Genomic DNA, 23,533 nt, shown 5'->3' with positions numbered 1-23,533 from the left:
TGGAGGTATAAAATGAAAAGAGAAGAATATAAAAAGAAGAAGGCATCTTGGGCAAAAACTAAGCGCTTCTTGAAAATATCTGCATTCACCTTTCTAATAGCAGCAATAGGCGCCACAGCCTATCTATTTAAACTACACAATCAAACCGTGGCAGTATTAGACCGTTCGTACGCGCCTCTCGCTCAAAAAGAACCACAAGAACTGCATGTGGAGCCAGCAAAGGACAAAATATCCATTCTGTTAGTTGGTGTTGACGAAAGTGAAGCACGCCACCAAATGGAAGGCCATGGTAGATCCGATGCATTGATTGTAGCCACATTGAACCCGAAAGCTAAGAGCGTAAAACTAGTCAGTATTCCCCGCGATTCTTATGTCTACATTCCAAGAGTAAATTATAGAGATAAAATTGCACATGCGCACGCTTTCGGTGGAACTGCTGCTTCGATTGATACAGTAGAAAGTTTATTCGATATTCCAATCAACTATTATATTAAGATGAACTTCAATGCATTTATCGACGTTGTTGATGCACTTGGCGGAGTGGAAGTTGAAGTCCCCTATGAGCGCATCGAAAAAGATGAAAATGATAACAATGCGATACACTTAATGCCAGGTCTTCAACGATTAGACGGGCGTCATACACTAGCTTTAGCAAGAACACGTAAACTTGACAGCGACATCGAGCGTGGCAAACGTCAGCAAATGATTCTCCAGGCGATGATTAAGGAAGCTACGTCAATCAAGTCCCTTACTAAATACAGCGATGTAATCAATGCGCTTGGTGAGAATATGAAGACGGACATGACCTCCAAACAAATGCTTTCTTTCATAGAGTATGTCAAAACCGGTATGCCTGAAGTAGATACACTAACACTTAGTGGCTATGATGATATGTCGACAGGTATTTACTATTACAAACTGGATGAACGGAACTTGGAAGAGACAAGACAAATCCTAAAGTCACATCTCGGATTGATCCCCGACTCCTCTTCTTTAACCGAATTAAACACAACTCAAACCGCATCCGAATTAGCCCATCAATAAACTTACTTAGAGCTCTTATCCGTTTTTTTGTGGATAAGAGCTCTTTTCTTTTATCGGCAAAGTAATTTGGGTGAGTAGATAGAATACCTTTACGCTGCGTTTCACTGGTGTCTTTTCCTGAAGTTAGTAAGTGGAATGTTCAGATTTATAATGAGGTTTTTCATTTGAACTTAAAATAATAGAGAACAGACACTAAGTCGCTTGATAACTACAATGAACTCTAAGAGTACCTATAGTCTGTCAGTAGGATTGGAGCGAAAGAGGGGGCGACTCCGGGAGGATCAGCGCGAACCTTGAGACCCCGCAAGTAGCGTTAGCGGACGAGGAGGCTCAAGTAGCGCCCTCCGGAACGCGTCCCCCTCTGTAGCGAGATCCGTAACGTAGAACGGCTTTTGCGCACATAAGCGTAGCGTTGGAAGCACATCTTTGCATTCAATCCCAAACCGCTGTTTAAGTCCCATTTATCTATAATCAAAAAGCTCTTATCCGCATATGGCAGATAAGAGCTTTATATAGTTATTTTCCAATCATTCGAACTAAATTCAATAACGGACGATAATTTGCGCCTGCCAAACCAATAAGTTCGACAAACAGCTCGATGACAATAAGCATAACGAAAATGAGTAGCAATGCTCCCCAAACCGTCGCTTGAGAGAATAGAACCGCTGCTGCACCAAACAAAATTGCGATTCCGTAAATCGTTAATACAGCTTGTCTATGCGAAAAACCTACACGTAGTAAACAATGATGTAAATGTGACTTATCAGCCGCTGTTATGGACTGCTTCATTCGTACACGCCTAACAATTGCAAAGAATGTATCAGAAATCGGTACACCTAACATAATAATTGGAATAACTAATGATACAACTGCGACGTTCTTAAAACCAAGCAATGCTAGAACGGAAATCATGAACCCAAGGAACAGTGATCCGGTATCGCCCATAAAAATTTTCGCCGGATGAAAGTTGAAGATTAAGAATCCGAGCGAACTCGCCGCTAATATAGACGCTGTAGCTGCAACAAAGAAATCACCCATGAGCGCCGCCATTACTGTAATAGCAATCAACGCAATTGTGGAAACCCCTGCCGCTAAACCATCTAATCCGTCGATCAAGTTAATGGCATTTGTAATACCTATGATCCAGATAATTGTGATAGGAATACTTAAATAACCAAAGTCTAATTGTCCGATAAACGGCAAATTGATAAACTCAATTTGTAAACCGCCCCATAACACAACGACTAAAGCCGCTACTAATTGACCCGATAATTTTGCTTTCGCTGTAATTTCTAACATATCATCTAAAAAGCCAATCAAAACGATTAATGCCGCACCGACCAAAATACCAACTGCGTGCTCGTCTTTAGGCAATAAAATAGCATATCCAATAATAAACGCACCAAAAATTGCTAGTCCGCCGATTCTAGGCATAATTCTCGCATGTACTTTTCGATAATTGGGACGGTCAACCGCACCGATCCGATAAGCGAGCTTGATGACAAGCGGTGTTAGTATGATAGCAGCGATAAAAGCTACAGACATTGCGATGAATAACATGTCTTTCCTCCCCAATTAGCAATAAGTTCATATTGCTTTCCATTATAACACGGATGATACTAGATTTCATCATTAAGGACACTCACTCTTTACATCCCCTTAATTGAATGTGCATAAACTATGACACTTCTATGATTTCTACTTTTTAACGAATCAAATGCTCCACAACTTTTAGTTTCACTTGATGGTATGTACAAGCTTTATTCTATGGATAGTCTTTTATAAGGCTTTTTGGTAAAATGGATAGGAATCTCTCATTGAGTTAGAGATTTAAAAGGAGCGTCTAATTTATGTTGAATTTTTTTAAGCGTAAAACTGGGACTAGTGAACGTCAGCTACGTAAATATCGTAAAATCGTAGAGCGGATTAATTCACTAGAGCCTACATATATCGCCATGTCGGATGATGATTTGTCGGGAATGACCGAGCAATTCAAAGAACAATTACAAAACGGCGCAACGGTCGAGAATATCTTGCCAGATGCTTTCGCGGTTGTGCGAGAAGCTTCTAAGCGGGTTCTTGGTATGCGCCATTTCGATGTGCAGTTAATCGGTGGCGCCGTATTAACGGAAGGTAATATTTCAGAAATGCCTACTGGCGAAGGGAAAACTCTCGTTGCGTCCCTCCCCTCTTATGTACGAGCACTAGAAGGTAAAGGTGTACACGTTATTACAGTCAATGATTACTTAGCAAAGCGTGACTATGAACAAATTGGGCAAATTCACCGTTTTCTTGGTTTGACTGTCGGATTGAATGTACCGATGATGCAAGGACCTGCGAAGCAAGCAGCCTATCAATCAGACATTACATACGGTGTCGGGACAGAATTTGGTTTTGACTATTTACGTGACAATATGGTTCAGCATCCTTCTCAGAAAGTTCAGCGACCGTATCATTTTGCGATTATAGATGAGGTAGACAGCGTCTTGATTGATGAAGCAAAAACACCGTTAATCGTCGCTGGTAAGATGCAAGCAGATGCTGATTTACATCATATATCCGCTCGTCTTGCGAAACGCTTTAAAAAGGGTGATGATTTTGAATTTGACGATGCAACGAAAGCTACTTCCCTTACAGAACAAGGTATTGAAAAAGTGGAGAAAGCATTTGGCATCGATAACCTATATGATCTTCAACACCAAACACTTTACCATTATGTAATCCAAGCTGTTCGCGCATTCGTGATCTTTACACGCGATGTCGATTATATCGTGCGAGAGGATAAAATCGAGCTTGTCGATATGTTCACCGGGCGAATCATGGAAGGTAGAACGTTATCGGACGGTTTGCACCAAGCAATCGAAGCTAAAGAAGGTGTACCGATTACAGATGAAAATAAAGCACAAGCGCAAATTACAATTCAAAACTATTTCCGTATGTATCCAAAACTTTGCGGTATGACGGGTACTGCCAAAACGCAAGATAAGGAATTTCGTGAAGTGTATAATATGGAAGTCATTCAAATTCCAACGAACCGTCCGCGTGCACGTATTGACGCAACAGATTTAGTCTTCAAAACGACTGAAGATAAATACAAGGCAGTAGCGAAAGAAGTTGCGGCACGCCACGCAAATGGGCAACCTGTTTTAGTAGGAACAACATCAATTTTACAATCTGAAGCAGTAGCTAAACACCTACGTGAAGAAGGACTAAACTTCCACTTACTAAACGCCAAAAGCGTGGAGCAAGAAGTAGACTTAATTTCACAAGCAGGACAACCCGGACATATTACTGTCGCTACTAACATGGCAGGTCGCGGAACCGATATCGTGCTCGGTGAAGGTGTGGTAGAAAATGGCGGATTATTCGTATTAGGTACTGAAAAGCACGAGAGCCGCCGAATAGACAATCAATTACGCGGTCGTTCAGGTCGACAAGGTGACCACGGGGAAAGTCAATTCTATCTTTCATTGGAAGACGAGATGTATATTCGTTTTTCTCCTGAAGAACTAGAAAAGTTCCTGACAAAAGTTCGTACTGATGAAAACGGAAAAGTATTGAATTCTGAAGTACATGAACTGACGGAACGTACGCAGCGAATTGTTGAAGGTGCACACTTCTCTATGCGTGAGTATAATTTGAAGCTCGATGACGTCATCAATGATCAGCGAGAAGTTATCTATTCATTGCGCAATCGCGTACTAGAAGGAAAAGATATTTTCGGCAAGCTAAAGACAATGCTTTCAGAAACAGTAGAATTCGTTGTACTAGATAGTTGTCCAGAAAATGAGATTCCGGACAACTGGGATTTCGACCGAATCGAACGTACGATGAACGCCCTATTGCTAACTCCTGTCGAGCTACCAAAGTCTTTGGAACGCACTAAAGATATTATGAAACAATACGACGATAGCTTGGAAGAGTTGTTTGCATTTATCGACTCATTCACTGATAATGAACAAGTAACTCAACTACTCCCACAAGTCATGCTGAGCTACCTAGACACGATGTGGGTCAAGCATTTAGAAGTAATGACTCGTCTAAAAGAAGGAATCGGATTGCGTTCTTATGGACAAGAAGATCCGATGCGTATCTATCAGCGGGAAGGCTTACAGTTATTCGCTCAGCATTTCCAACGTCTACGCCGCGATATCGCGTCTGAAATTATCGTATTCATGAAGCAACAAACTTCACAACTACAGGAGGGGGTTTCCCAATGAAACTCTTCAATCTATTTAAAAAGACTAATAAAACCGGATTAGACAGTACCGTTGGATCCGAAGAAATTTTGGAAAATACACAAAGTGTTGCTGGTGACGAAGATATCGAAACAGCGCTATCCCTTCACCCAGAATGGAATCTGACACAAGAGCAAGAATACGTTTTTCGTTTCCTTGCAAATGAAATAGATCCATTAAAACCAAACCAAATCTCTTTATCAGGTATCGATATTGATAGCGAACCTGCAAACGGTAGCTGGTTAGTAAAAGCATTTTTCCGTTCTTCACTTGACCAAGCAATCACAGTAGGTCCAATCGAGTTATTACTACTAGATAACGAAGGTAATACTGCCGCTTCAGCCGAGTTCGATTTAAATGAACTAGGCGAAATTCCTGCGCGTAGTGCCCGTCCATGGGTATTCGTCTTCGAAAAGAAAGATCAACTGGCAACAGACATTCCTACAGAAAACTGGAAACTAGCGTTCAATGTACAATCCTTGAAGCCCCACCAGTTAGAACTTGCACCTGCATGGGAAGAGCAGCTACCTACTAAGCAAAAAGAAGCTTTGGCAGAAATAGTGAGCGGTCTACCGAAATTAAAGCCAGGCGAAGTAAATATCGCTGGTTTCCAAATACAAACACAACAAGATGGAAACATTTCCGCATCCGTGTTTGTCCGTAACGGTCACTCAAAGCAACTCAATATTGAGAAGTTACCGCTTGAATTACTTGATGCAGCTGGAGAACTAGTAGCGCGGGGCACATTTGACCTAAATCCCCCACTTTCAGTGAATGCAAACAGCACAATGCCTTGGACATTCATATATCCAAAGGAATTAATCCTAAAAGAACAACTAGATTTCACACAATGGACCATCCGTGTCCCACAGGATTCAACAAACTAACACAAGAAACTGGGACAAAACCTCAAAAATGGATGAAGGACACTAGCGACGAGGTGGCTCAAGCGTGCCTTTTGGATCGCATGGGAACGGTCTATTTTCTAGTAATGTCCCAGCCTTTTGTTATTACGTACAAAAAAAACGATCTTCTAGAATTGAAAGATCGTTTTTTTGTATATTTTTTTAGAAGTGGTTACTTATACACCAGCAACGCGCTTAGCTCCGATGTAGCGCTTCGCCCAGTAATAAGGATCATTTATTCGATCCACTCGCACGCCTTTACTAGCAGAGGCATGCGCAAACTTTCCGTCACCTATGTAAATACCAACATGTGAAACTCCGCGGCCAGTTATGTCGAAGAATACGAGATCACCTGAGCGTAAGTTAGACTTATTAACACTGCGACCTGAAGCGTACATTGCACGAGAAGTACGTGCCACTTTTAAACCATTTTGTTTAAACACATAACCTACATAGCCTGAGCAGTCAAAACCTGCTCTTGTCGTGCCACCATATCGATATTTAATACCTGTTAGACTTGTCGCTGTTTTAGAAATGTTTGTAGCTTTAGTTGATGCATCTGCTTGTCCTGCAAAAGGAGCGACGAGTAATAAAATTGACATTGCTAATACAGAAAATATCTTCTTTACTAGATTCATATGTTCCTCCAATAATCCTATGTATTCATAAACTATATTCTAAGTCTTTATGTTGATAATACTTTACCATGTTTAAAACGTCCGTATATTACATTTTCGTAACAGTTATATGTCGAATAGTGTCGTTTTATTACATTTTGTCTCTATAGTTTTCTCCACGTAAAAAAAACAAGCGATGAGTAGTTTCATCACTTGTTTTAACGGGTTCTATTAGTCGAATTGTAAGTCTGTAATCACAATTACATCTTTATGAAGCAATAATTTAGTGATCGGCCACTCTGTAGTAACTTCACCTGATTTAAGCTTTTCCATAGCCGCGCGTTTCTTCTCGCCAAACGCCACCATGATTAATTTACGTGCTTTATTAATAGAAGAGATCCCCATCGTCAACGCGATAGTAGGAATTTTATCATCATTTTCGAAGTACTGGCAATTTACACCTAGTGTCGAATCTGTAAGCGTCGCAACATGTGTAACAGAGTCAAACGGAGTGCCTGGTTCGTTAAATGCTATATGACCATTCTCACCTACTCCTAATAGCTGAATATCGAGTGGGTGGGAATTTAACTGTTGTTCGTATTCCATACATTCTTTATCTAGATCTTCCGCCATACCATTCGGGATATGCGTTTCCTTGAACGGTTTCTTACTGAACAAATGATGGCGCATGAAATATGCATAGCTATTTGGATTATCAGCGTCTAAACCAACATACTCGTCTAAGTTAAATGCTGTAACTTCTGAAAAGTCTAGATCTGAATGAATCCACTCTTGATAAACTGGGATCATTGTGCTGCCTGTTGCCAGTCCAAGAACGTGTAGTCTGTCATTTTGCAACTCTTCCTCAATTACCTTAAATACTTCTTTTGCACCCTCTTCAGGATTTGTAACTGTGATCCACTTTACATTTTCCATCTACTACACACCGGCTTTCCTAAGTTTTACCTTTATATTGTAATTTCAAATATACGGATGGTCAAGATTTAAGTAAACTATCTCATATTGTCTATTCCATGCTAGTTTACTTATGCTTTAGATATAAAACACTAAAAACCTAGCGCTCTCTTCCGTATTACTCTTCCCTTATAACTTGATCGATACACAAAAAGATGCGTGGTGTATGTCAATCACATGTTAAGTGGTTGAACATATCGTGAACTATTTCCATTCTTACAAATTCATAAGGTTTCCTCTACTTCTTTATCCCACTGCTAAGAACATTATAAACAGTAGACTTATTTCGCAACGAGGAAATGGCACCCATGAGCAAGACAGAACCGCTACTAAGACGATTCGTGTCCCTAAAGGTTCCACGGTACTTTTCCAAATTACGAGAACACGGATTACAGGACACTTCCATTTAACGATTACTACTACGGTTATTCTAACGTACTTCGGTATCGCATATTGGTTGCTACCGCATTTGACAGGTCGCCACTTTACTCCTAGATTGAACCATTTGAGCATTATCCAAACATTCATCTGGACAATTGGTATGGCAATTATGTCGACTTCTATGCATATTCAAGGTTTACTTGGGGGACCCCATCGCTTTACTCTTATTTGTCTAGACGATTCCAATAATTGATATTATCAAACACTTTCCACCTGGCTCCATTCTATGCGACTGGCCAATTGGACGTTCATAACAAATGAAAGAACCTTGAATCCAATCAACAGTAGTTTTCAAGGTTCTTTCATTTGATAGGCAAAAACATAGAGCTACAATCTTTGGAATAATCCAGCATTTCATTCAGCGCATCTTCTGGAAGGAGTTTAGAAAAATAATAACCTTGCAGCTCATCGCATCCTCTGTCCTTAAGAATATCCCATTGCCCTTTCGTCTCAATACCTTCAGCAACAGTACGGATATTAAGCATTTTACCTAATTGAATAATCGCTATCACTATCGCCCGACTTTTATCATCATATTCTATCTGTTTAATGAATGCCATATCAATTTTCAGTTGTGTGATTGGAAATGACTACAGATAGATAAATGCAGAATACCCCGTTCCGAAATCATCTATCGAAATAGTAAAACCTGTCGACTCTGCTAGCTCAATAAAGTCATTAGGATAGATCAAGTCGCGCTCTGGATGTTGCCAACGAATCAATGCTTCAAAGCCTATAATCTCGCCGGTATCACAGTACACTTGTGGCTGATAAAAAAGTCTGAACTCATTCTTATCCAAAGCTTTGCGTAAGTTCATCTCAGATATCATCGATCGCTTCATGTAATTATGCACATCTGCATTATAAATACCGATGCTCTTTCTAGAAGATAGACTCTTACTCGTTTCCAACGCAAAGCGGGCAACTTGTACACCTTCGAGCGGAGTTAGTGCATCTTTAGGGTAGTATGCAAATCCATAACTAAACGTTAAATACACTTCCTGATTGGCAATAAGTATTGGCTCATTTAGTTTCTCAACTAACTTATCCATTTTATTTTTAAAGCTTTTTCCACCTCCGTCATAAGGTAAAAAAATAACAAAATGATCGAACGCAATTCTAGCAGCGTAATAAGGTTTCTCAAACGTTAATTGAAATCTCTTGGTGACAACTTTAATGATTTCATCCGCTAACTCTGGTCCTAACACACTATGAATTTCAATGAACTGATCGATATTCATGTAGACGAATATTCCCCTATACCCCACTTCAACTACGGACATAACAGATTCTACTTGTGTAAGAAAAGCATTATAGTTATTCATTCCTGTAAGTTCATCTACAAAAGCTAGATGGTGCAGATTTTCTTCAAACGTAAGTCGACTCAAACGGTCAAATAAAAAGGAAAGCATATCCGCTATGGAAGCAACAATCATCCGATCGAATGAGTTCCATTGACGGCGGTCATGTGATTCGCAACAGAGCACTCCGCCGATTCCTGAACTCAATATAATACACGCGTCCAAAAGTGAATGGTATCGCCCCGAATTACCAAAGTACTTTTCGGCAATTTCTTTTGTTGCTGGATCAATTTCTATATCTACAACTGCTAAGGTGCGTTGACTTTGAATTGCTTCGAAATAGGCAGCATACACCCCGTCACTCAAATCACTATCTACTGTATGTTCGTTCGTCTCATCGTCATACGTATTTTGCGAATGTAGTATAGTCCGCTCCTCATTAAAGAGCCAAACGCTCACATTTCATAATATCCGCAACTTCGAAACATAGATTCTTTAATGTTTTTTTAATCGTAGTAGAATTTACCGCAAAATTTTTAGCCATTTCAAAGACTTTCTCTTGTTGTTTACGTATCTCATCAATTTTTCTAAGGGTCTCAGCTGCACGAATATATTCTTGCATGAAAACACCACCCCACTATTTTCAAATTTCAGTCTATTCAAACCGATTGATTTAGTGTATAGTGCAATTAAATCATTATTCGACTATATTAGCAGTCATTACTAGAATATCACGATACAGACCTAAAGACTAACACTCATTTTTTTCTTTAGGCCTTTAGGTTAGTTTAATTTGAATAATCATATTGTATACTAGGTTTATCGGTCGATTTACATGATATTGAAACTTAGGAAAAGGAACCAATACCATTTCAAAAGGAGATTATTCGAATGAAGAAAACCGCTCTTGCCGCTATTGCCTCCCTGATGCTTGCATCAAGTATTTCAGTTGGAAGTGTAAGCGCATCATCAAAGACTTATACTGTACAACCTGGCGATACATTGTATAGAATTGCAACACAGTATAAAATTACAGTGGACGAACTTAAACGCTTAAATTCACTTACTTCTAATACGATTAGAGTAAATCAAAAGTTGGTAGTTGAAAATAAAGCAACTACTTCTAAGACTGTTTCTTCTATTAATTCATTACAAGATTCAAAGCTTCCAACAGCTAAACCAAATATACAAAACTCCGTAACAAATAATAGTGCATTGATGAATAAAGTAATTGATACTGCCATGCCACTGCAAGGCATCCCCTACTTATGGGCAGGTGTTACTCCAGCAGGATTTGATTGTAGCGGATTCATCTACTACGTCTACAATAAGGCCGGAGTCAAAGTTCCACGACTGGATACAATCGGATTCTTTAATCGTTCGGTATTTGTAACAGATCCAGTAGTAGGCGATTTATTATTCTTCCAAAATACATACCGGCCTGGTATTTCTCATATTGGGATCTACCTAGGTGACAATAAGTTCATTCACGCTGGCGATAAGGGTATTGATATCGCTTCCCTTGATTCATCTTATTGGAATCTACGTTTTATGGGCTACAAACGCTTTAGAGATATAAATTAAAAAAAGGATGTCCTATAAGTCATCAGAACTTATGGGACATCCTTTTACATTCAATTCGTTATCTAGCTGAGTAGCCACCGTCAATTACAAGTTCTGCACCTGTAATGTATGAAGCTTCGTCCGATGCTAGGAACAATACAGCATTACTTACATCCTCGGGCTGACCTAGACGCTCTAGTGGTGTCATTTTAATTAGCATACCTAGCATTTCTTTCGAATCTTCCAATTTTTGGGTCATCGGTGTTTCAATAACTCCTGGGAATACTGTATTCACACGAATGCCGTCTTTACCGTATTCAGCTGCAGCTGCTTTAGAAATTGCACGAACTGCACCTTTAGAAGCTGAGTAAGGATTTAAGCCCATTCCAATAAGTGCTGTATATGAAGAAATATTAACGATCGCGCCTTTTTTTGCTTCTGACATATGACGAGCTGCATGCTTCATGCCTAAGAATGTACCGAAGCTATTGATGTCAGATAGTCTGCGCCAATCTTCAATTGTGATTTGATTGATTCCTTTTTCAGTAGAGATACCAGCATTATTAATCAAGATGTCGAGCTTGCCAAAGTGATCGACTGCTTGTTTCATCGCCACTTCCCATTCATCATCTGCTGTTACATTGAGTTTGACGGTGAAGATTTGGTCTTGCCCGCCCCATTTTTCTTCTAGAGCTACTTCGTTAATATCCGCCGCGATGACTTTAGCACCTTCTGCCACGAATTGCTTAACCATCATTTCACCCATTCCTGATGCTCCGCCTGTAATAAATGCTACTTTATCTTGTAATCTGCTCATTATTCATCTCTCCTTTTGTCGTAACCGTTATATACTTTAACATTAAAATAGTTTGGAATCAAATTTCCCGATAGCATGAACTGAACTTTTTCAGTTGTGAATTGTATGACTACTCTAGAAACTTTACCCGCCATATCCGCCAACCGTCTCGCAATTTTCCGATTTATACAATTATACACAACTTGTATAATCGTATAATGTAAGATATAATTATAATTGTTAGAAATATACTATAGATGGAAGAAGTGAACAGCTATGTTCAAAGACCAACGCTATCTTCATTATAATGCAGCAGGTTTCCGGCAGGATTTGATCGCAGGGATTACTGTTGGAATTGTAGCCATTCCACTTGGGATGGCTTTTGCAATTGCTTCAGGTGTAAAACCAGAATACGGGTTATACACTACGATCATCGCAGGGCTACTAGTCGCTCTACTCGGTGGATCACGTTTCCAAATTGCAGGTCCCACGGGTGCATTTATTCCGATCTTACTCGCCATCGTGTTGCAATATGGTTATGAGGATTTATTAATTGCAGGATTTTTGGCGGGCGTATTCCTAGTCATTATGGGACTTCTTGGTGTCAGTAACTTAATTCATTTCGTTCCTCGTTCAGTAACCATTGGATTTACGGCAGGGATCGCTATTATAATTTTCACGGGACAGTTCCAGAATTTCTTTGGTTTGACTGGTGTGGAAAAGAAAGAGTTTTTCCATGAAAGTATGATCGAGATTGTCCGTAATTTTCATACAGTCAATACATTTAGCATTATGACAGCTGTTATCGGTTTGGCCGTTATCTTCATACTGCCGAAGATTGCTCCAAAAATCCCATTACTTCTTGTCGCACTATTGATCCCTACCTTATGTTCAATTTTATTTTTCCCAGGTAAAGTGGAGACGATTGGGACTGCGTTTGGTGGAATTCCACAACATCTGCCTAGTTTCCATTTCCCTAATATCACACTTTCGAAACTAGTAACTTTATGGCAACCCGCCCTCATTATTGCAGCACTCGGAGCTATTGAATCCTTACTTTCAGCTGTCGTTGCCGACGGTATGAAAAGCGATGTCCCTAAGCATGATTCGAAAAAGGAGCTATTGGGTCAAGGAATTGCAAATATCATCACTCCCCTTTTCGGAGGAATTCCTGCAACAGGAGCCATCGCACGTACCGCCACTAATATCGGCTCTGGCGCGGTCAGTCCGATTTCGGGTATCATCCAAAGTTTATTCGTCTTAGCCTTTTTACTCCTTTTCGCACCTTATGCATCCTATATTCCATTAGCTGCGATGGCACCTATTTTAATGTTCGTCGCTTGGAATATGAGTTCTAGAAAAGCATTTGTGCAGATCCTTTCTTTACGTTCCAGTGATTCGCTCGTACTATTGACTACATTTCTTTTAACGATTTTCTTGAATTTAACCATCGCAGTAGAAGTCGGTATTTTACTTGCGGCATTGTCATTCTTACGTAAGATGAGTGGTTCACTTGAGATCAAAGAAAGCAAGCTAACGGATGTCGAGAAATTCAAGTTAGTGGATACCACTGAAAAGGAATTGATTAAATATAAAGTGTCTGGCCCCTTATTTTTCGGAACAGCTAAAAGTTTCGAAAATCGCTATTATGAGTTATTGAATGTCAAACAATCTACTATCATTTTCGATTTAAGGAATTTGACCGCCCTTGACGCTACAGGCGAGGCTGCCCTTTCCGCGTTACTTGACGAAGCACAAAGAAATAATAAACGACTGATTTTTAAGAAAGTCCCTTCAGAAAAGGTTAACTTATTCAAAAGAAGTGGACTGTACGAGAAAATTGGGAAAGACAACTTCTTTATTCTTTAAAAAAGCTGGAGGCTGTTAGGAACGCTGTGCGAGCACTTGCTATGAGCGTGGCGACGCGGGCTATGAGCGCGGGAGGCTATTCTATGAGCGCGGCGACGCGGGCTATGAGCGCGGGTGGCTATTCTATGAGCGCGGCGGCGCGGGCTATGAGCGCGGGTGGCTATTCTATGAGCGCAGCGACGTGGGCTATGAGCGCGGGTGGCTATTCTATGAGCGTAGCGCAATAAGGTTTATTTACATTTAAAGTCTAAGAGCTTCCCCTACTATGTAGAGGAAGCTCTTGTTTTAGTTTTATAGTTTCCATTTAAAACGTGCATACCCTGCTAGTAGTAAGAAGTTTACTGCCGCACTGATGACCGTACCATATGCAATTGCTTGTGCTCCGATTTGATCTACGAATGCAAAGATAATTGCAATGTTGATGCCGAAGACACTGATCAGACTGAATATGATCGGTGTAATGGAATTTCCTTTGGCATAGTAAAAACGTGTAATATATGTATTCGCCGCTAAGAAGAACATCGAAAGCGCAAACACTTTAAACACTGGCACAGTTATCATGATCGACTTCTCACCAAAGTTCCCATAGCCGAAAATTAGGCGAATTAAAGGCTCTGCTAAAAAGTAACAAAATACAGTAGCTGGCACGAGTAAAACAATTATATACAACATACCCTTTTTATAGAGCATTTTAATCGACTTCGTATCTCCATCGCCTTCTTTTTTCGCAAGCATTGGATAGATAACAGTTGTCACAGCAGTCATTAAAATCGCTTGCGGAAAGCCTGTCAGCTTGGATGCATAATTAATAGAAGAAATAGCCCCTTCCCCTAATCCATCTGCCGCAATTCGGTGAATAATATAGTAGAATTGCAACGACGCTCCACCAAATAAAATAGGCAATGCGAGCCACCATAACTTTTTAATATCTGTTGTCATGCCAAATGAAGGTTTCAATGAAGAAAGGTCCGCCCGCTTTATACCCCAATATAAAAATCCACCCATTAACAACGCACTGACCATCGCGCCGACACCATAGGACTCTGGACCAAGCCATTTGGTCAATAAGAAACCTATCGCCACAAACGAAGCGTTATACAAGAGGATTGCAAGACTAGATAACTGAAAACGATCATTAATGTTGAGTAGACCACTCATCCACGTAGACATGACCAAGACAATAGAGGACGGCATCATCCATAAGAAGAGATTTCTAACCAATGTGTAATCTTCGCCACTTAAATCTTTAAAAAATAGATTCAAAATCGGATTAGTCAATAACACAATCAGTAACGTAACAACCGTCCCCGAAAGAACAACTGTCGTGAATGCTTTCCGTACAAATAATTCCTTATCCATTTTAGATGAATGATAGACTGATATGAACGCTGTCGTCAACGCTCCTCCAAGTACTAAGTAAATGAAGTTAGGTATTGTATACGCCGTTGCAATCGCATCAGCAACAGTCGAAGTGCCATACTGAATACCGATAACTACTTCTCTTCCAAAACCGAAGAGTCTAGCAACAATATTGATGACCGCAACAGCACCGATAATCTTAAATAACTTACTCATTTCGCAGTTCCCTTTCCATTCCGCTGGTAGATATCACTCAATCTCTTGACGATTACTTCAGAAGAATGTTGCTGGATCACTTGCTGTATGGTTTCATGTTGTGAACGTGATACTTCATTGACAAGCGCTTGTGCTAAACCTTCCGCAAGCATTTCTGGATCACGCGGTTCAACTAGCACACCTGCACCATCTTTTAATAAGTAAGGAAGACCACCGACATTTGTTGCAACTACCTTCGCACCTGATGAAAGTGCCTCTAGCGCCACTAGACCAAACCCCTCATGGTACGACGGCAATACTAATACATCTGTTGCTGACATCCACTTCGCGAGTTCCAGTTGGCTTACCGGCTCTCTAAACTCTATACCTGACACGCCTTTGCTTTCAATCTTCTCTTTCACCAACCCAACAAAACGTTGATCTTTTTGTGACCCTATTATATAGAGTAGAAGATCATCATGCGTTTCCCTCAGTCGTTCATACGCATCTAGTAATTCCATAACGCCTTTTGCTTCAATAACATTTCCTACATAAATAAGCACGCGTTCATTTAGCGGTACGTTTAATAAAAGTCGAACGTCTTCCCGCCCCATCGGTTTAAAGACGTTCGTATCGACCCCCATACTCATGACCTCGACATTTTGCGGAGATACACCATACACTTCTATTACATCATTGCGTAGCTTTTCACCTACCGCTATCACTTGAGATGCTTCTTGCAAAATACGTTTTGTGTATTTCGCAATGCGCGCACTCTTTTTCGCCATTTTATCGAGATCCCCACCGTGAACAGTCACGACATACGGAATGTTAAAAAACTTCTTCCCTAGTAACGAAATCATGCCCGTCGGAAACGCATAATGCGCATGCGTGATACTAATGGACTTTTTCTTCTTCATTAAATAAATTAACGAATGCATCCCCCATGAAAGATACTTCGTTATTTTTTCAAACTTCCCTTTTCCTGGTTCATGAATAGCAATGACTTTCACGTCAAAGCCATTATTTTTTAGTAATTCTACTTGATTCTTCACGAATATCCCGTATGTAGGGTGTTGTTCAGAAGGATACATATTGCTAAACACTACAACTTTAGTCACTAGTTACCATCCTTTATAGCTTTTTCCTTTAACAGGTCAGCTCTTTATTACGTTGAATGATTATACCATAATCATAGCAGATAGAAAGTCGCAACAACACTTAACTGGCTATTCTATACCTTTTACCTATTCAAATTAGTTTATAGGTGTTTGTACTAACATTTCAATTATATTATCCCGTGTAATGCTCTTGTAATATAACTGTAACAAATATCATGTTTATAAATGCTAATATATTCCTAGATTACTAAGCACAGCAGTTGATTGTGCGAAAGGGGAATTTGAGAACAGCATGAAACGTCTAATGTCTCTGGTCTTGGCAAGTTTTTTATTCTTATCAATTGCACCAGATTTTGCGTCCGCAAACTCACCAACGTCATTAATAAGCACTGCGCGTAACTATTTAGGGACACCTTATCTATTAGGTGGGACAACTCCAAATGCTTTTGATTGTTCAGGATATACACAATATGTATTCAAAAAAGAAGGCGTCTCATTGCCGCGAACAACGGGCCAACAAATGGCTATAGGTACACCAGTTTCAAAAAGCAACCTAGTAGTAGGGGATTTAGTTTTCTTCAATACATCAGGTCGTGGTGTTTCACACGTTGGGATTTACATAGGTTCTAATAACTTCATACACGCTTCTGTAAGTAAAGGTGTAATGGTATCTTCCCTGGATGATCCATACTATTGGAAAAGCCGCTATATTGGTGCTCGTCGTGTGACTGACTTCACTACTGAAAATAATAACAAACCCACTATAGACAATGAAACTAGTAAAGCTGAATCACAATTCGCAGCAGCAGCTCCTGTTAGAGAAGTTATTTATGCTACACGTGCAGAAGTTGCACAAGAACTTGCGGATGCACTTGGGCTAGAGCAAACGACAGGTAACTTGACATTTAAAGATGTCGATGAATCAAATCCACATTACCATGCGATTTTAGCAGTTGCAGAAGCAAATATCTTTTCAGGTTTCCAAGGAAATTTCAACCCAAACAAAGAATTAACTCGCGCACAAATGGCTAAAATATTAGTTAGAGCTTTTGGCTTGCGTGGATCAGCTATCGCAAATTTTAAAGATGTACCGGCCAACCACTGGGCCACTGAATATATCAACATTCTTTACTATCACAATATTACAAGTGGATATGGCGATGGAACATTTGGCTTAAATGATAAAGTGTCTAGTAAACACCTACATGCTTTCATGAATCGTATTACTAAATAACCTTCTTTTCGAATGTTCTCCTAGAGCATTCGATTTTTTGGTTATTAAGAATCAAATTCGCAGAAGTTATTAATTTATGAATAGTAGAGAAAACGACTAGTATTCACTTTTCAACATTGGTAAAATGAACCTATGGGTCTTGTAATAAACTATATTTAAGGAGGAACTCATGAATTATTTCAAATGGGCAACTACTATTCTATTGTTGCTAACCATCTTAATACTCTCACCTCTTCAGTCATTAGCAAGCTTCAAATTTTCCGACGTCCCTGCCGAGCGGGAATACTTTAAGGAAGTTCACTACATAGCAAATAAAGGTATTGTTAATAAATCTATTAATTTTAATCCGAGAGACAAGTTAAGACGTTCACACGTCGCGAAAATGCTTGTTATTGCGACAGGTAATCAAAATGTCCCTCTAATTAATATGAAAATTGTTGGGCTAGATCCCGCTAGTGAACAATACAAGTATGCTAATATTGCTCTTCAAAAAGGTTTCTTTATTTTAAACAGCAATGGTCGCTTCAATCCAAACGAAGAGATTAAACGCGAGGAAATGGCCTACGCACTATCTGTTGCGTTTAAATTATCAGAAAAAGTCACAGCTCAAAAGCCTTTAGTGTTAACAGATGTCTCCAATCATAAGTATGCAGAACGAATTAATGGACTGTATTATGCAGGTATTACACAAGGTGACAACAAAAAGTTCTTACCTCAAGAAAAACTCATTCGTTCTCACTTCGCTTTGTTCGTAGCACGCGCATTGGATAAGCAGTTTGCACTTAAAGTAAAAGCTCCTGATCAACAATCAAGTGTCAAATATGTAAAGGTTAAAACAGGCGACGACAAAGATCCATTGAATGTACGCAGTGCTCCTTCTGCATCATCTAAAATTATCGACGCATTGCCTAACGGTACACTTGTAGAAGTAATCGGTAGTACAGGCGTGTGGTTGAAAGTAAATATAGCTGGTGTTGAAGGATATATTCACGAATACTATACAACTACTAATTTAGACTCAGATAAACCAGCACCTATACCGCCTAAGCCAGAACCGCCAACACCTACTCCTTCAGCTAAATTGATGGGTAAAGTGACTGTTACTAATTTGAATGTACGTTCAGCGGGCAACTCAAGCGCACCATTAGTAGCATCGCTTAAGATTGGACAGAAAGTTGAAGTCCTTTCTATCTCAGGTTACTGGGCAAAAATTCGTATGGGTAGTACAACAGGTTATGTCCATAAAACGTATCTTAAGCTGCTGAACCAAACAGGCAACCCATTACGAGATCGAGTCATCGTTGTAGATGCTGGACATGGTGGACACGACCCGGGTACAGTCAAGAGTAGTCAAACAGAAAAAACGATCACATTAAATGTTTCAAAGAAGTTAGAAGCAAAGTTGAGAAGTGCAGGTGCGAAAGTATTAATGACACGTTCTACGGATAAGTATTATTCGTTGGAGGAACGTACAAATTTCGCTAAAAGTAATTATGCAGAAGCCTTTGTATCGATTCATGTGAATGCAGCAGGTTTTACTGCAAAAGGTACGGAAACGTTTTATGATTCTTCTAGTAATGTGAATGCTACTGAAAGTCGCGATTTAGCAACTTTCATTCAGCGTAATATTGTACAGAAGGCAAATATGGTTGATCGCGGCGTGAAGGATAGTCGTTTCTACGTGATACGTAATAATAATGTCGCAGCTGTTCTTGTTGAGCTTGGTTTCTTGTCAAATGCTGATGATTATAAGAAGCTGACTAGTGAAACGTATGCTAATATTTATGCGGATGCGATTTATCAAGGGCTATACCAATATTATTACAAGCAGTAATGCACTCCCCCCCCCTTTCAAGGTTTTGATCTTGAGAGGGGTTATTTGTGTCGTTGCTCGACTTTTTTACGGTACTGAAGGTAGTGCAGGTCAGTTTTCTATTACCGCTTCGGCACGTGGGGGATTGCCTCCCGCCAGGAGCCAGCTAGCGAAGGACGCGCTAGTTGTCTCATGGCTTCGGCTGACCCCGCAGTTGTGCCTTCGCTTTTTGAGTGCAGTGTAGTTTTAGTAGGCTTCTGTACGTAGGAAAACCATTTTGTGTTGTGTCGTTGCTCGACTTATTCACGGTGCTGAAGGTAGTGCAGGTCGGTTTTCTATCATCGCTTCGGCACGTGGGGGATTGCCTCCCACAAAGAGCCAACTAGCAAAGGACGCTAGCTGTCTCTTTGTTTCGGCTGACCCCGCAGTTGTGCCTTCGCTTTTTGAGTGCAAGGTAGGTTGGATGGGTTTCTGTACGTAGGAAAATCACTTTGTGTTGGGGCGTTGCTCGACTTTTTTTCGATACTGAAGTTAGTAAAGTTCGGTTTCCTATCACCGCTTCGGCTGACCCCGCAGTTGTGCCTTCGCTTTTTGAGTGCAAGGTAGGTTGGATGGGTTTCTGTACGTAGGAAAATCACTTTGTGTTGGGGCGTTGCTCGACTTTTTTTCGATACTGAAGTTAGTAAAGGTCGGTTTTCTATCATCGCTTCGGCACGTGGGGGATTGCCTCCCGCCATGAGCCAGCTAGCGAAGGACGCGCTAGTTGTCTCATGGCTTCGGCTGACCCCGCAGTTGTGCCTACGCTATTGAGTACAGTGTAGTTTTAGTAGTCTTTGATACATAGTAACATTCACTTTTAAACTTTAAAGTACTATGTTACATACTTCTCTTCACAAAACGCAGGCGCCTTACAAGCGGTAGGCGTAGCAATAAGACGGATAGGTGCACTTCCTATCTGGCTTATTGTGGGAGCCATCCGCCAGCGCCGAAGTGAGTACAGTGATGAATTACTCCCCTACATACAGATGCGGATTAAAGTGGCTAGAACTTACTGAATCTATTACTAACTTCAAAAAACTATGCTACTTACCTCTCCTTACCAAACGCAGGCGCCTTACAAGCGGTAGGCGTAGCAATAAGACAGAGAGGCGGTCTTCCTTTCTGGCTTATTGCGGGAGCCATCCGCCAGCGCCGAAGTGGGTTCAGTGACGAATTGCTTCTCTATATAAAAGAAGCGGATTGAAGTGGCTAGAATTTACTAAATCCATAATACGAAACATGTAAAGAGAACAGAGAAATTAAAAAGTCGCTCTGGGAAGAAATCTTCCCGTGGCGACTTTATAATTTATACGGTTATCTGCTTAACCTCACTTAAAAATACCGCTTGTGCTTTGGAAATATCTACTTGATGACCCATTTCGTTTAACGTTTCACCAATTTGCATGACCGCTTTCTCTAGCATATCTGCTGTAGAGTTCCCCATATGTCCGATACGGAACGCTTTGCCTGCCAAATGTGCTAATGAACCAGACAAGATTGTTCCTTTGTCTGCCATTGCCGCACGGAACTTCGCATCATCCACACCCTCTGGATATAGAATACAGCTCAATGTAGGTGCTGCTACTTCTTCTGATGCTAAAGCTTTCATACCGTAGACAGCCAAGCTTTGACGTACAGCACGTCCAAATGCTATATGTCTTGCGATACGTTTTTCCATTCCTTCTTCTAAAACAATGCGCAGTCCCTCTTCTAAAGCATAGATCAAGTTCACTGCAGGTGTTGCAAAGTATTTCGATGGATCATGCATGACTGGAATCCAATTATAAATATCACAGTAATAGGCTTGTACTCTTTCCATTGCCGCACGTGCATCAAGTGCTTTTTGATTAAATGCCACAAGCGCTAGACCCGGAGGCACGCCAATCGCTTTTTGGGAACCTGTCAAAACGATGTCGAGTGTATTGCCCTCCCCACCGTATTCCTTGCTCATATCCTCTTCCATTGCTGTAGACGCACAGACACCATCTACGATTACTAATGCACCATGCTTCTTGATAACTGGCACAATTGCATCCAAGTCAGCAGCAACTCCTGTAGATGTATCTGCATGCGTTACAGTAACTGCTTTATAATTTCCTTCTGAAAGTTTGCGATCAAGGTCTTCTGGAGATACTTGCTGGCCCCATTCAGCTTGTAGTACATCTACTTGAATTCCAAACGCTTGTCCTAACTTGATGAAACGATCGCCAAAATAGCCATGACTTACGATGAGAAGACTCTCTCCTTCTGCAATCGTGTTAACAATAGCCATTTCCATCGCGATTGTACCTGAACCCGCCACGACAAAAACTTCCCCGGTCGTATTAAATATTTCTCTCGTTTGATCAATTGTATGCTTATAGATTTTCACAAAACGTGGATCTGTGTGAGATCGCGTTTCGCTCGCCATTGCATCATAAATGGAATCTACTACAGGAGTAGGTCCCGGAATTAATAACATCTCTTCGTTTTTCATCATTTCGTTCCTCCTTTTATTCCTCTGTGTATCTACTATACTAGCCACAATAGAAAAAATTTTCAAATAAAAGAAAAGAAGGAAATTGGACTTTCATCCAATTTCCTTCTACTTATCACGACATCTACTGGAAGATGAGGTGGTCCCATTATCATATAAATACCCCTTTGTTAAAACGAGTGTGACTTTCTCCCCAAGGTCACATTCGGTAACGCTATAAAACTAGTATTAGAACTGTGCTGTTTCAGTTGAACCAGACATAGCAGTTGTTGAAGATTGACCTTCAGAGATAACTTGTGCGACTTCATCGAAGTAACCTGTTCCAACTTCACGTTGGTGACGTGTAGCAGTGTATCCTTTAACTTCGTTATCGAACTCAGCTTGCTGAAGCTCTGAGTAAGCGCCCATGCCGCGAGTCTTGTAGCCATGAGCCAATTCGAACATGCTGTGGTTCAATGTGTGGAAACCAGCAAGTGTTACGAACTGGAACTTATAACCCATTTTACCAAGCTCAACCTGGTACTTCTCGATTGTTGCATCATCCAAGTTCGCTTTCCAGTTAAATGAAGGCGAACAGTTATATGCAAGCATTTTTTCAGGGTATTTCGCGTGAATTGCATCAGCAAATTCTTGAGCTTCTTCAAGTGATGGGTGAGAAGTTTCACACCATACTAGGTCAGCATACTCAGCGTACGCAAGTCCACGTGCGATTGCTTGTTTGATACCTGGCTTAGATTTGTAGAAACCTTCAGGTGTACGCTCTCCTGTTAGGAATTCTGCATCTACTGGATCAATGTCGCTAGTAACCATATCAGCAGCATCAGCGTCTGTACGAGCGATGATTACTGTGTCAACGCCAAGAACGTCAGCAGCTAGACGTGCAGCAGATAGGTTGCGTACTGCGTTTTGTGTAGGAAGTAGTACTTTACCACCCAAGTGTCCACATTTCTTTTCAGAAGCTAATTGGTCTTCCAAGTGAACACCAGCAGCACCTGCTTCGATCATGCCTTTCATCAATTCAAACACGTTCAATGGACCGCCGAAACCAGCTTCCATGTCCGCAACGATTGGAGCAAACCAGTCAAACCCATCTTCACGGCCTTCCGCATGGTCGATTTGGTCAGCACGTTGAAGTGCTTGGTTGATGCGCTTAACAACTGCAGGTACAGAGTTTGCTGGATATAAACTTTGGTCAGGATACATTTGTCCCGCAAGGTTTGCATCAGCAGCAACTTGCCAACCGCTTAGGTAGATTGCTTGTAGACCAGCTTTAACTTGTTGAACTGCTTGGTTACCTGTTAACGCACCTAGTGCATTGACGAAATCTTCTTCATGAAGAGATTTCCAAAGGCGAGCAGCACCTTTTTCAGCTAGTGTATTTTGAATTAGAAGTGAACCTCGTAGTTTAACTACATCTTCAGCAGTGTAGTTACGTTTGATCCCTTTCCAACGGCTATCCTCGGCCCAGCTTTTTTCCAGTTGTGCAATTTGTTCTTGTCTTGTTGACATTATCTTCACACCTTCCCAATTTTTCAACGGCTAACTGT

19 protein-coding genes and 1 pseudogene are annotated in these 23,533 nt (G+C 40.6%); 9 read left to right on the top strand and 11 right to left on the bottom strand.

Annotation, left to right across the window (positions count from 1 at the left end; translation table 11 throughout):
* The first annotated feature begins 12 nt into the window (after positions 1-12).
* Positions 13-1,044 (top strand): LCP family protein, encoded by a 1,032-nt coding sequence (locus tag CSV79_RS06705; protein ID WP_099688271.1) that lies wholly within the window; start codon positions 13-15, stop codon positions 1,042-1,044.
* Between the two features lie 516 nt (positions 1,045-1,560).
* Here the strand turns inward: CSV79_RS06705 and CSV79_RS06700 are convergent.
* Entirely contained in the window at positions 1,561-2,604 is a 1,044-nt protein-coding gene (locus CSV79_RS06700; protein ID WP_099688270.1) for a glycosyltransferase family 4 protein, read from the bottom strand.
* A gap of 290 nt (positions 2,605-2,894) precedes the next feature.
* On the opposite strand from CSV79_RS06700, the gene secA2 reads away from it, so the two are divergent.
* Together secA2 and CSV79_RS06690 are read left to right on the top strand one after the other, a co-directional pair.
* Entirely contained in the window at positions 2,895-5,264 is a 2,370-nt protein-coding gene (gene secA2 / locus CSV79_RS06695; protein WP_099688269.1) for an accessory Sec system translocase SecA2, read from the top strand.
* Positions 5,261-6,169 carry an accessory Sec system S-layer assembly protein gene (locus CSV79_RS06690; protein WP_099688268.1) on the top strand — a complete coding sequence of 303 codons (909 nt, stop codon included), beginning with the start codon at positions 5,261-5,263 and terminating at the stop codon, positions 6,167-6,169. Before secA2 ends, CSV79_RS06690 begins: the two co-directional genes overlap by 4 nt.
* 194 nt (positions 6,170-6,363) lie before the next feature.
* On the opposite strand, the gene CSV79_RS06685 is transcribed toward CSV79_RS06690, so the two are convergent.
* Both CSV79_RS06685 and CSV79_RS06680 read right to left on the bottom strand, forming a co-directional pair.
* Positions 6,364-6,825: a C40 family peptidase gene (locus CSV79_RS06685; protein WP_099688267.1), complete on the bottom strand. Its 462-nt coding sequence runs from the start codon at positions 6,823-6,825 to the stop codon at positions 6,364-6,366.
* A 210-nt stretch (positions 6,826-7,035) separates the two neighbouring features.
* A complete protein-coding gene (locus CSV79_RS06680) occupies positions 7,036-7,740 on the bottom strand; it encodes a glucosamine-6-phosphate deaminase (RefSeq protein WP_099688266.1) in 705 nt (234 codons plus the stop codon).
* A gap of 427 nt (positions 7,741-8,167) precedes the next feature.
* Between CSV79_RS06680 and CSV79_RS17075 the strand changes: the two are divergent.
* Positions 8,168-8,377, top strand: a pseudogene (locus tag CSV79_RS17075) (cbb3-type cytochrome c oxidase subunit I); the annotation flags it as partial.
* A 145-nt stretch (positions 8,378-8,522) separates the two neighbouring features.
* On the opposite strand, the gene CSV79_RS06670 reads toward CSV79_RS17075, so the two are convergent.
* The 3 genes from CSV79_RS06670 to CSV79_RS06660 are packed head-to-tail and all read right to left on the bottom strand — an operon-like array spanning position 8,523 to position 10,143.
* The gene (locus CSV79_RS06670) at positions 8,523-8,801 is read right to left on the bottom strand and encodes an EAL domain-containing protein (RefSeq protein WP_255407424.1); all 279 of its coding nucleotides are present in this window, start codon (positions 8,799-8,801) and stop codon (positions 8,523-8,525) included.
* 9 nt (positions 8,802-8,810) lie between these two features.
* On the bottom strand, positions 8,811-9,980 hold the full coding sequence (locus tag CSV79_RS06665; protein WP_099688263.1) for a sensor domain-containing diguanylate cyclase: 1,170 nt from the start codon (positions 9,978-9,980) through the stop codon (positions 8,811-8,813).
* Positions 9,961-10,143: a hypothetical protein gene (locus CSV79_RS06660; RefSeq protein WP_099688262.1), complete on the bottom strand. Its 183-nt coding sequence runs from the start codon at positions 10,141-10,143 to the stop codon at positions 9,961-9,963. The genes CSV79_RS06665 and CSV79_RS06660 overlap by 20 nt, the downstream gene beginning before the upstream one ends.
* Positions 10,144-10,412: 269 nt before the next feature.
* Between CSV79_RS06660 and CSV79_RS06655 the strand changes: the two genes are divergently transcribed.
* The gene (locus CSV79_RS06655) at positions 10,413-11,105 is read left to right on the top strand and encodes a C40 family peptidase (protein ID WP_099688261.1); all 693 of its coding nucleotides are present in this window, start codon (positions 10,413-10,415) and stop codon (positions 11,103-11,105) included.
* Between the two features lie 58 nt (positions 11,106-11,163).
* Here the strand turns inward: CSV79_RS06655 and CSV79_RS06650 are convergent, their stop codons facing one another.
* Positions 11,164-11,901 carry an SDR family NAD(P)-dependent oxidoreductase gene (locus tag CSV79_RS06650; protein WP_099688260.1) on the bottom strand — a complete coding sequence of 246 codons (738 nt, stop codon included), beginning with the start codon at positions 11,899-11,901 and terminating at the stop codon, positions 11,164-11,166.
* Positions 11,902-12,156: 255 nt separating this feature from the next.
* Between CSV79_RS06650 and CSV79_RS06645 the strand changes: the two genes are divergently transcribed.
* Both CSV79_RS06645 and CSV79_RS16765 read left to right on the top strand, forming a co-directional pair.
* Positions 12,157-13,749, top strand: a complete 1,593-nt coding sequence (locus CSV79_RS06645) for a SulP family inorganic anion transporter (RefSeq protein WP_099688259.1) — start codon at positions 12,157-12,159, stop codon at positions 13,747-13,749.
* 83 nt (positions 13,750-13,832) lie between these two features.
* Entirely contained in the window at positions 13,833-13,976 is a 144-nt protein-coding gene (locus tag CSV79_RS16765; RefSeq protein WP_158232485.1) for a hypothetical protein, read from the top strand.
* Positions 13,977-14,040: 64 nt separating this feature from the next.
* Here the strand turns inward: CSV79_RS16765 and murJ are convergent, their stop codons facing one another.
* Positions 14,041-15,324 (bottom strand): murein biosynthesis integral membrane protein MurJ, encoded by a 1,284-nt coding sequence (gene murJ / locus CSV79_RS06640; RefSeq protein ID WP_099688258.1) that lies wholly within the window; start codon positions 15,322-15,324, stop codon positions 14,041-14,043.
* Positions 15,321-16,424 (bottom strand): glycosyltransferase, encoded by a 1,104-nt coding sequence (locus tag CSV79_RS06635; protein WP_099688257.1) that lies wholly within the window; start codon positions 16,422-16,424, stop codon positions 15,321-15,323. The genes murJ and CSV79_RS06635 overlap by 4 nt, the downstream gene beginning before the upstream one ends.
* Positions 16,425-16,716: 292 nt before the next feature.
* On the opposite strand from CSV79_RS06635, the gene CSV79_RS06630 reads away from it, so the two are divergent.
* Together CSV79_RS06630 and CSV79_RS06625 are read left to right on the top strand one after the other, a co-directional pair.
* Positions 16,717-17,658, top strand: coding sequence for a C40 family peptidase (locus CSV79_RS06630; RefSeq protein WP_099688256.1), 942 nt, complete (start codon positions 16,717-16,719; stop codon positions 17,656-17,658).
* A 169-nt stretch (positions 17,659-17,827) separates the two neighbouring features.
* Entirely contained in the window at positions 17,828-19,492 is a 1,665-nt protein-coding gene (locus tag CSV79_RS06625; RefSeq protein WP_099688255.1) for an N-acetylmuramoyl-L-alanine amidase, read from the top strand.
* Positions 19,493-20,816: 1,324 nt separating this feature from the next.
* Here CSV79_RS06625 and CSV79_RS06620 read toward each other — a convergent pair.
* Together CSV79_RS06620 and aceA are read right to left on the bottom strand one after the other, a co-directional pair.
* Positions 20,817-21,986 carry a pyridoxal-phosphate-dependent aminotransferase family protein gene (locus CSV79_RS06620; RefSeq protein ID WP_099688295.1) on the bottom strand — a complete coding sequence of 390 codons (1,170 nt, stop codon included), beginning with the start codon at positions 21,984-21,986 and terminating at the stop codon, positions 20,817-20,819.
* Positions 21,987-22,214: 228 nt separating this feature from the next.
* Positions 22,215-23,495, bottom strand: coding sequence for an isocitrate lyase (aceA, locus tag CSV79_RS06615; protein ID WP_099688254.1), 1,281 nt, complete (start codon positions 23,493-23,495; stop codon positions 22,215-22,217).
* Between the last annotated feature and the right edge of the window lie 38 nt (positions 23,496-23,533).

Origin of the sequence: Sporosarcina sp. P13, from assembly GCF_002743055.1 — a bacterium.
Classification (GTDB): domain Bacteria; phylum Bacillota; class Bacilli; order Bacillales_A; family Planococcaceae; genus Sporosarcina.
Note: the sequence above shows the minus strand (reverse complement) of the source record. Positions and strands in the feature narration are given on the sequence as shown.

What these genes read in the sequence shown, in the direction of transcription:
- CSV79_RS06705 (WP_099688271.1), top strand. Translation starts at nt 13, where the DNA reads ATGAAAAGAGAAGAATATAAAAAGAAGAAGGCATCTTGGGCAAAAACT.
- CSV79_RS06700 (WP_099688270.1), bottom strand. Translation starts at nt 2,604, where the DNA reads ATGTTATTCATCGCAATGTCTGTAGCTTTTATCGCTGCTATCATACTA.
- secA2 (WP_099688269.1), top strand. Translation starts at nt 2,895, where the DNA reads ATGTTGAATTTTTTTAAGCGTAAAACTGGGACTAGTGAACGTCAGCTA.
- CSV79_RS06690 (WP_099688268.1), top strand. Translation starts at nt 5,261, where the DNA reads ATGAAACTCTTCAATCTATTTAAAAAGACTAATAAAACCGGATTAGAC.
- CSV79_RS06685 (WP_099688267.1), bottom strand. Translation starts at nt 6,825, where the DNA reads ATGAATCTAGTAAAGAAGATATTTTCTGTATTAGCAATGTCAATTTTA.
- CSV79_RS06680 (WP_099688266.1), bottom strand. Translation starts at nt 7,740, where the DNA reads ATGGAAAATGTAAAGTGGATCACAGTTACAAATCCTGAAGAGGGTGCA.
- CSV79_RS06660 (WP_099688262.1), bottom strand. Translation starts at nt 10,143, where the DNA reads ATGCAAGAATATATTCGTGCAGCTGAGACCCTTAGAAAAATTGATGAG.
- CSV79_RS06655 (WP_099688261.1), top strand. Translation starts at nt 10,413, where the DNA reads ATGAAGAAAACCGCTCTTGCCGCTATTGCCTCCCTGATGCTTGCATCA.
- CSV79_RS06650 (WP_099688260.1), bottom strand. Translation starts at nt 11,901, where the DNA reads ATGAGCAGATTACAAGATAAAGTAGCATTTATTACAGGCGGAGCATCA.
- CSV79_RS06645 (WP_099688259.1), top strand. Translation starts at nt 12,157, where the DNA reads ATGTTCAAAGACCAACGCTATCTTCATTATAATGCAGCAGGTTTCCGG.
- CSV79_RS16765 (WP_158232485.1), top strand. Translation starts at nt 13,833, where the DNA reads ATGAGCGCGGCGACGCGGGCTATGAGCGCGGGTGGCTATTCTATGAGC.
- murJ (WP_099688258.1), bottom strand. Translation starts at nt 15,324, where the DNA reads ATGAGTAAGTTATTTAAGATTATCGGTGCTGTTGCGGTCATCAATATT.
- CSV79_RS06630 (WP_099688256.1), top strand. Translation starts at nt 16,717, where the DNA reads ATGAAACGTCTAATGTCTCTGGTCTTGGCAAGTTTTTTATTCTTATCA.
- CSV79_RS06625 (WP_099688255.1), top strand. Translation starts at nt 17,828, where the DNA reads ATGAATTATTTCAAATGGGCAACTACTATTCTATTGTTGCTAACCATC.
- CSV79_RS06620 (WP_099688295.1), bottom strand. Translation starts at nt 21,986, where the DNA reads ATGAAAAACGAAGAGATGTTATTAATTCCGGGACCTACTCCTGTAGTA.
- aceA (WP_099688254.1), bottom strand. Translation starts at nt 23,495, where the DNA reads ATGTCAACAAGACAAGAACAAATTGCACAACTGGAAAAAAGCTGGGCC.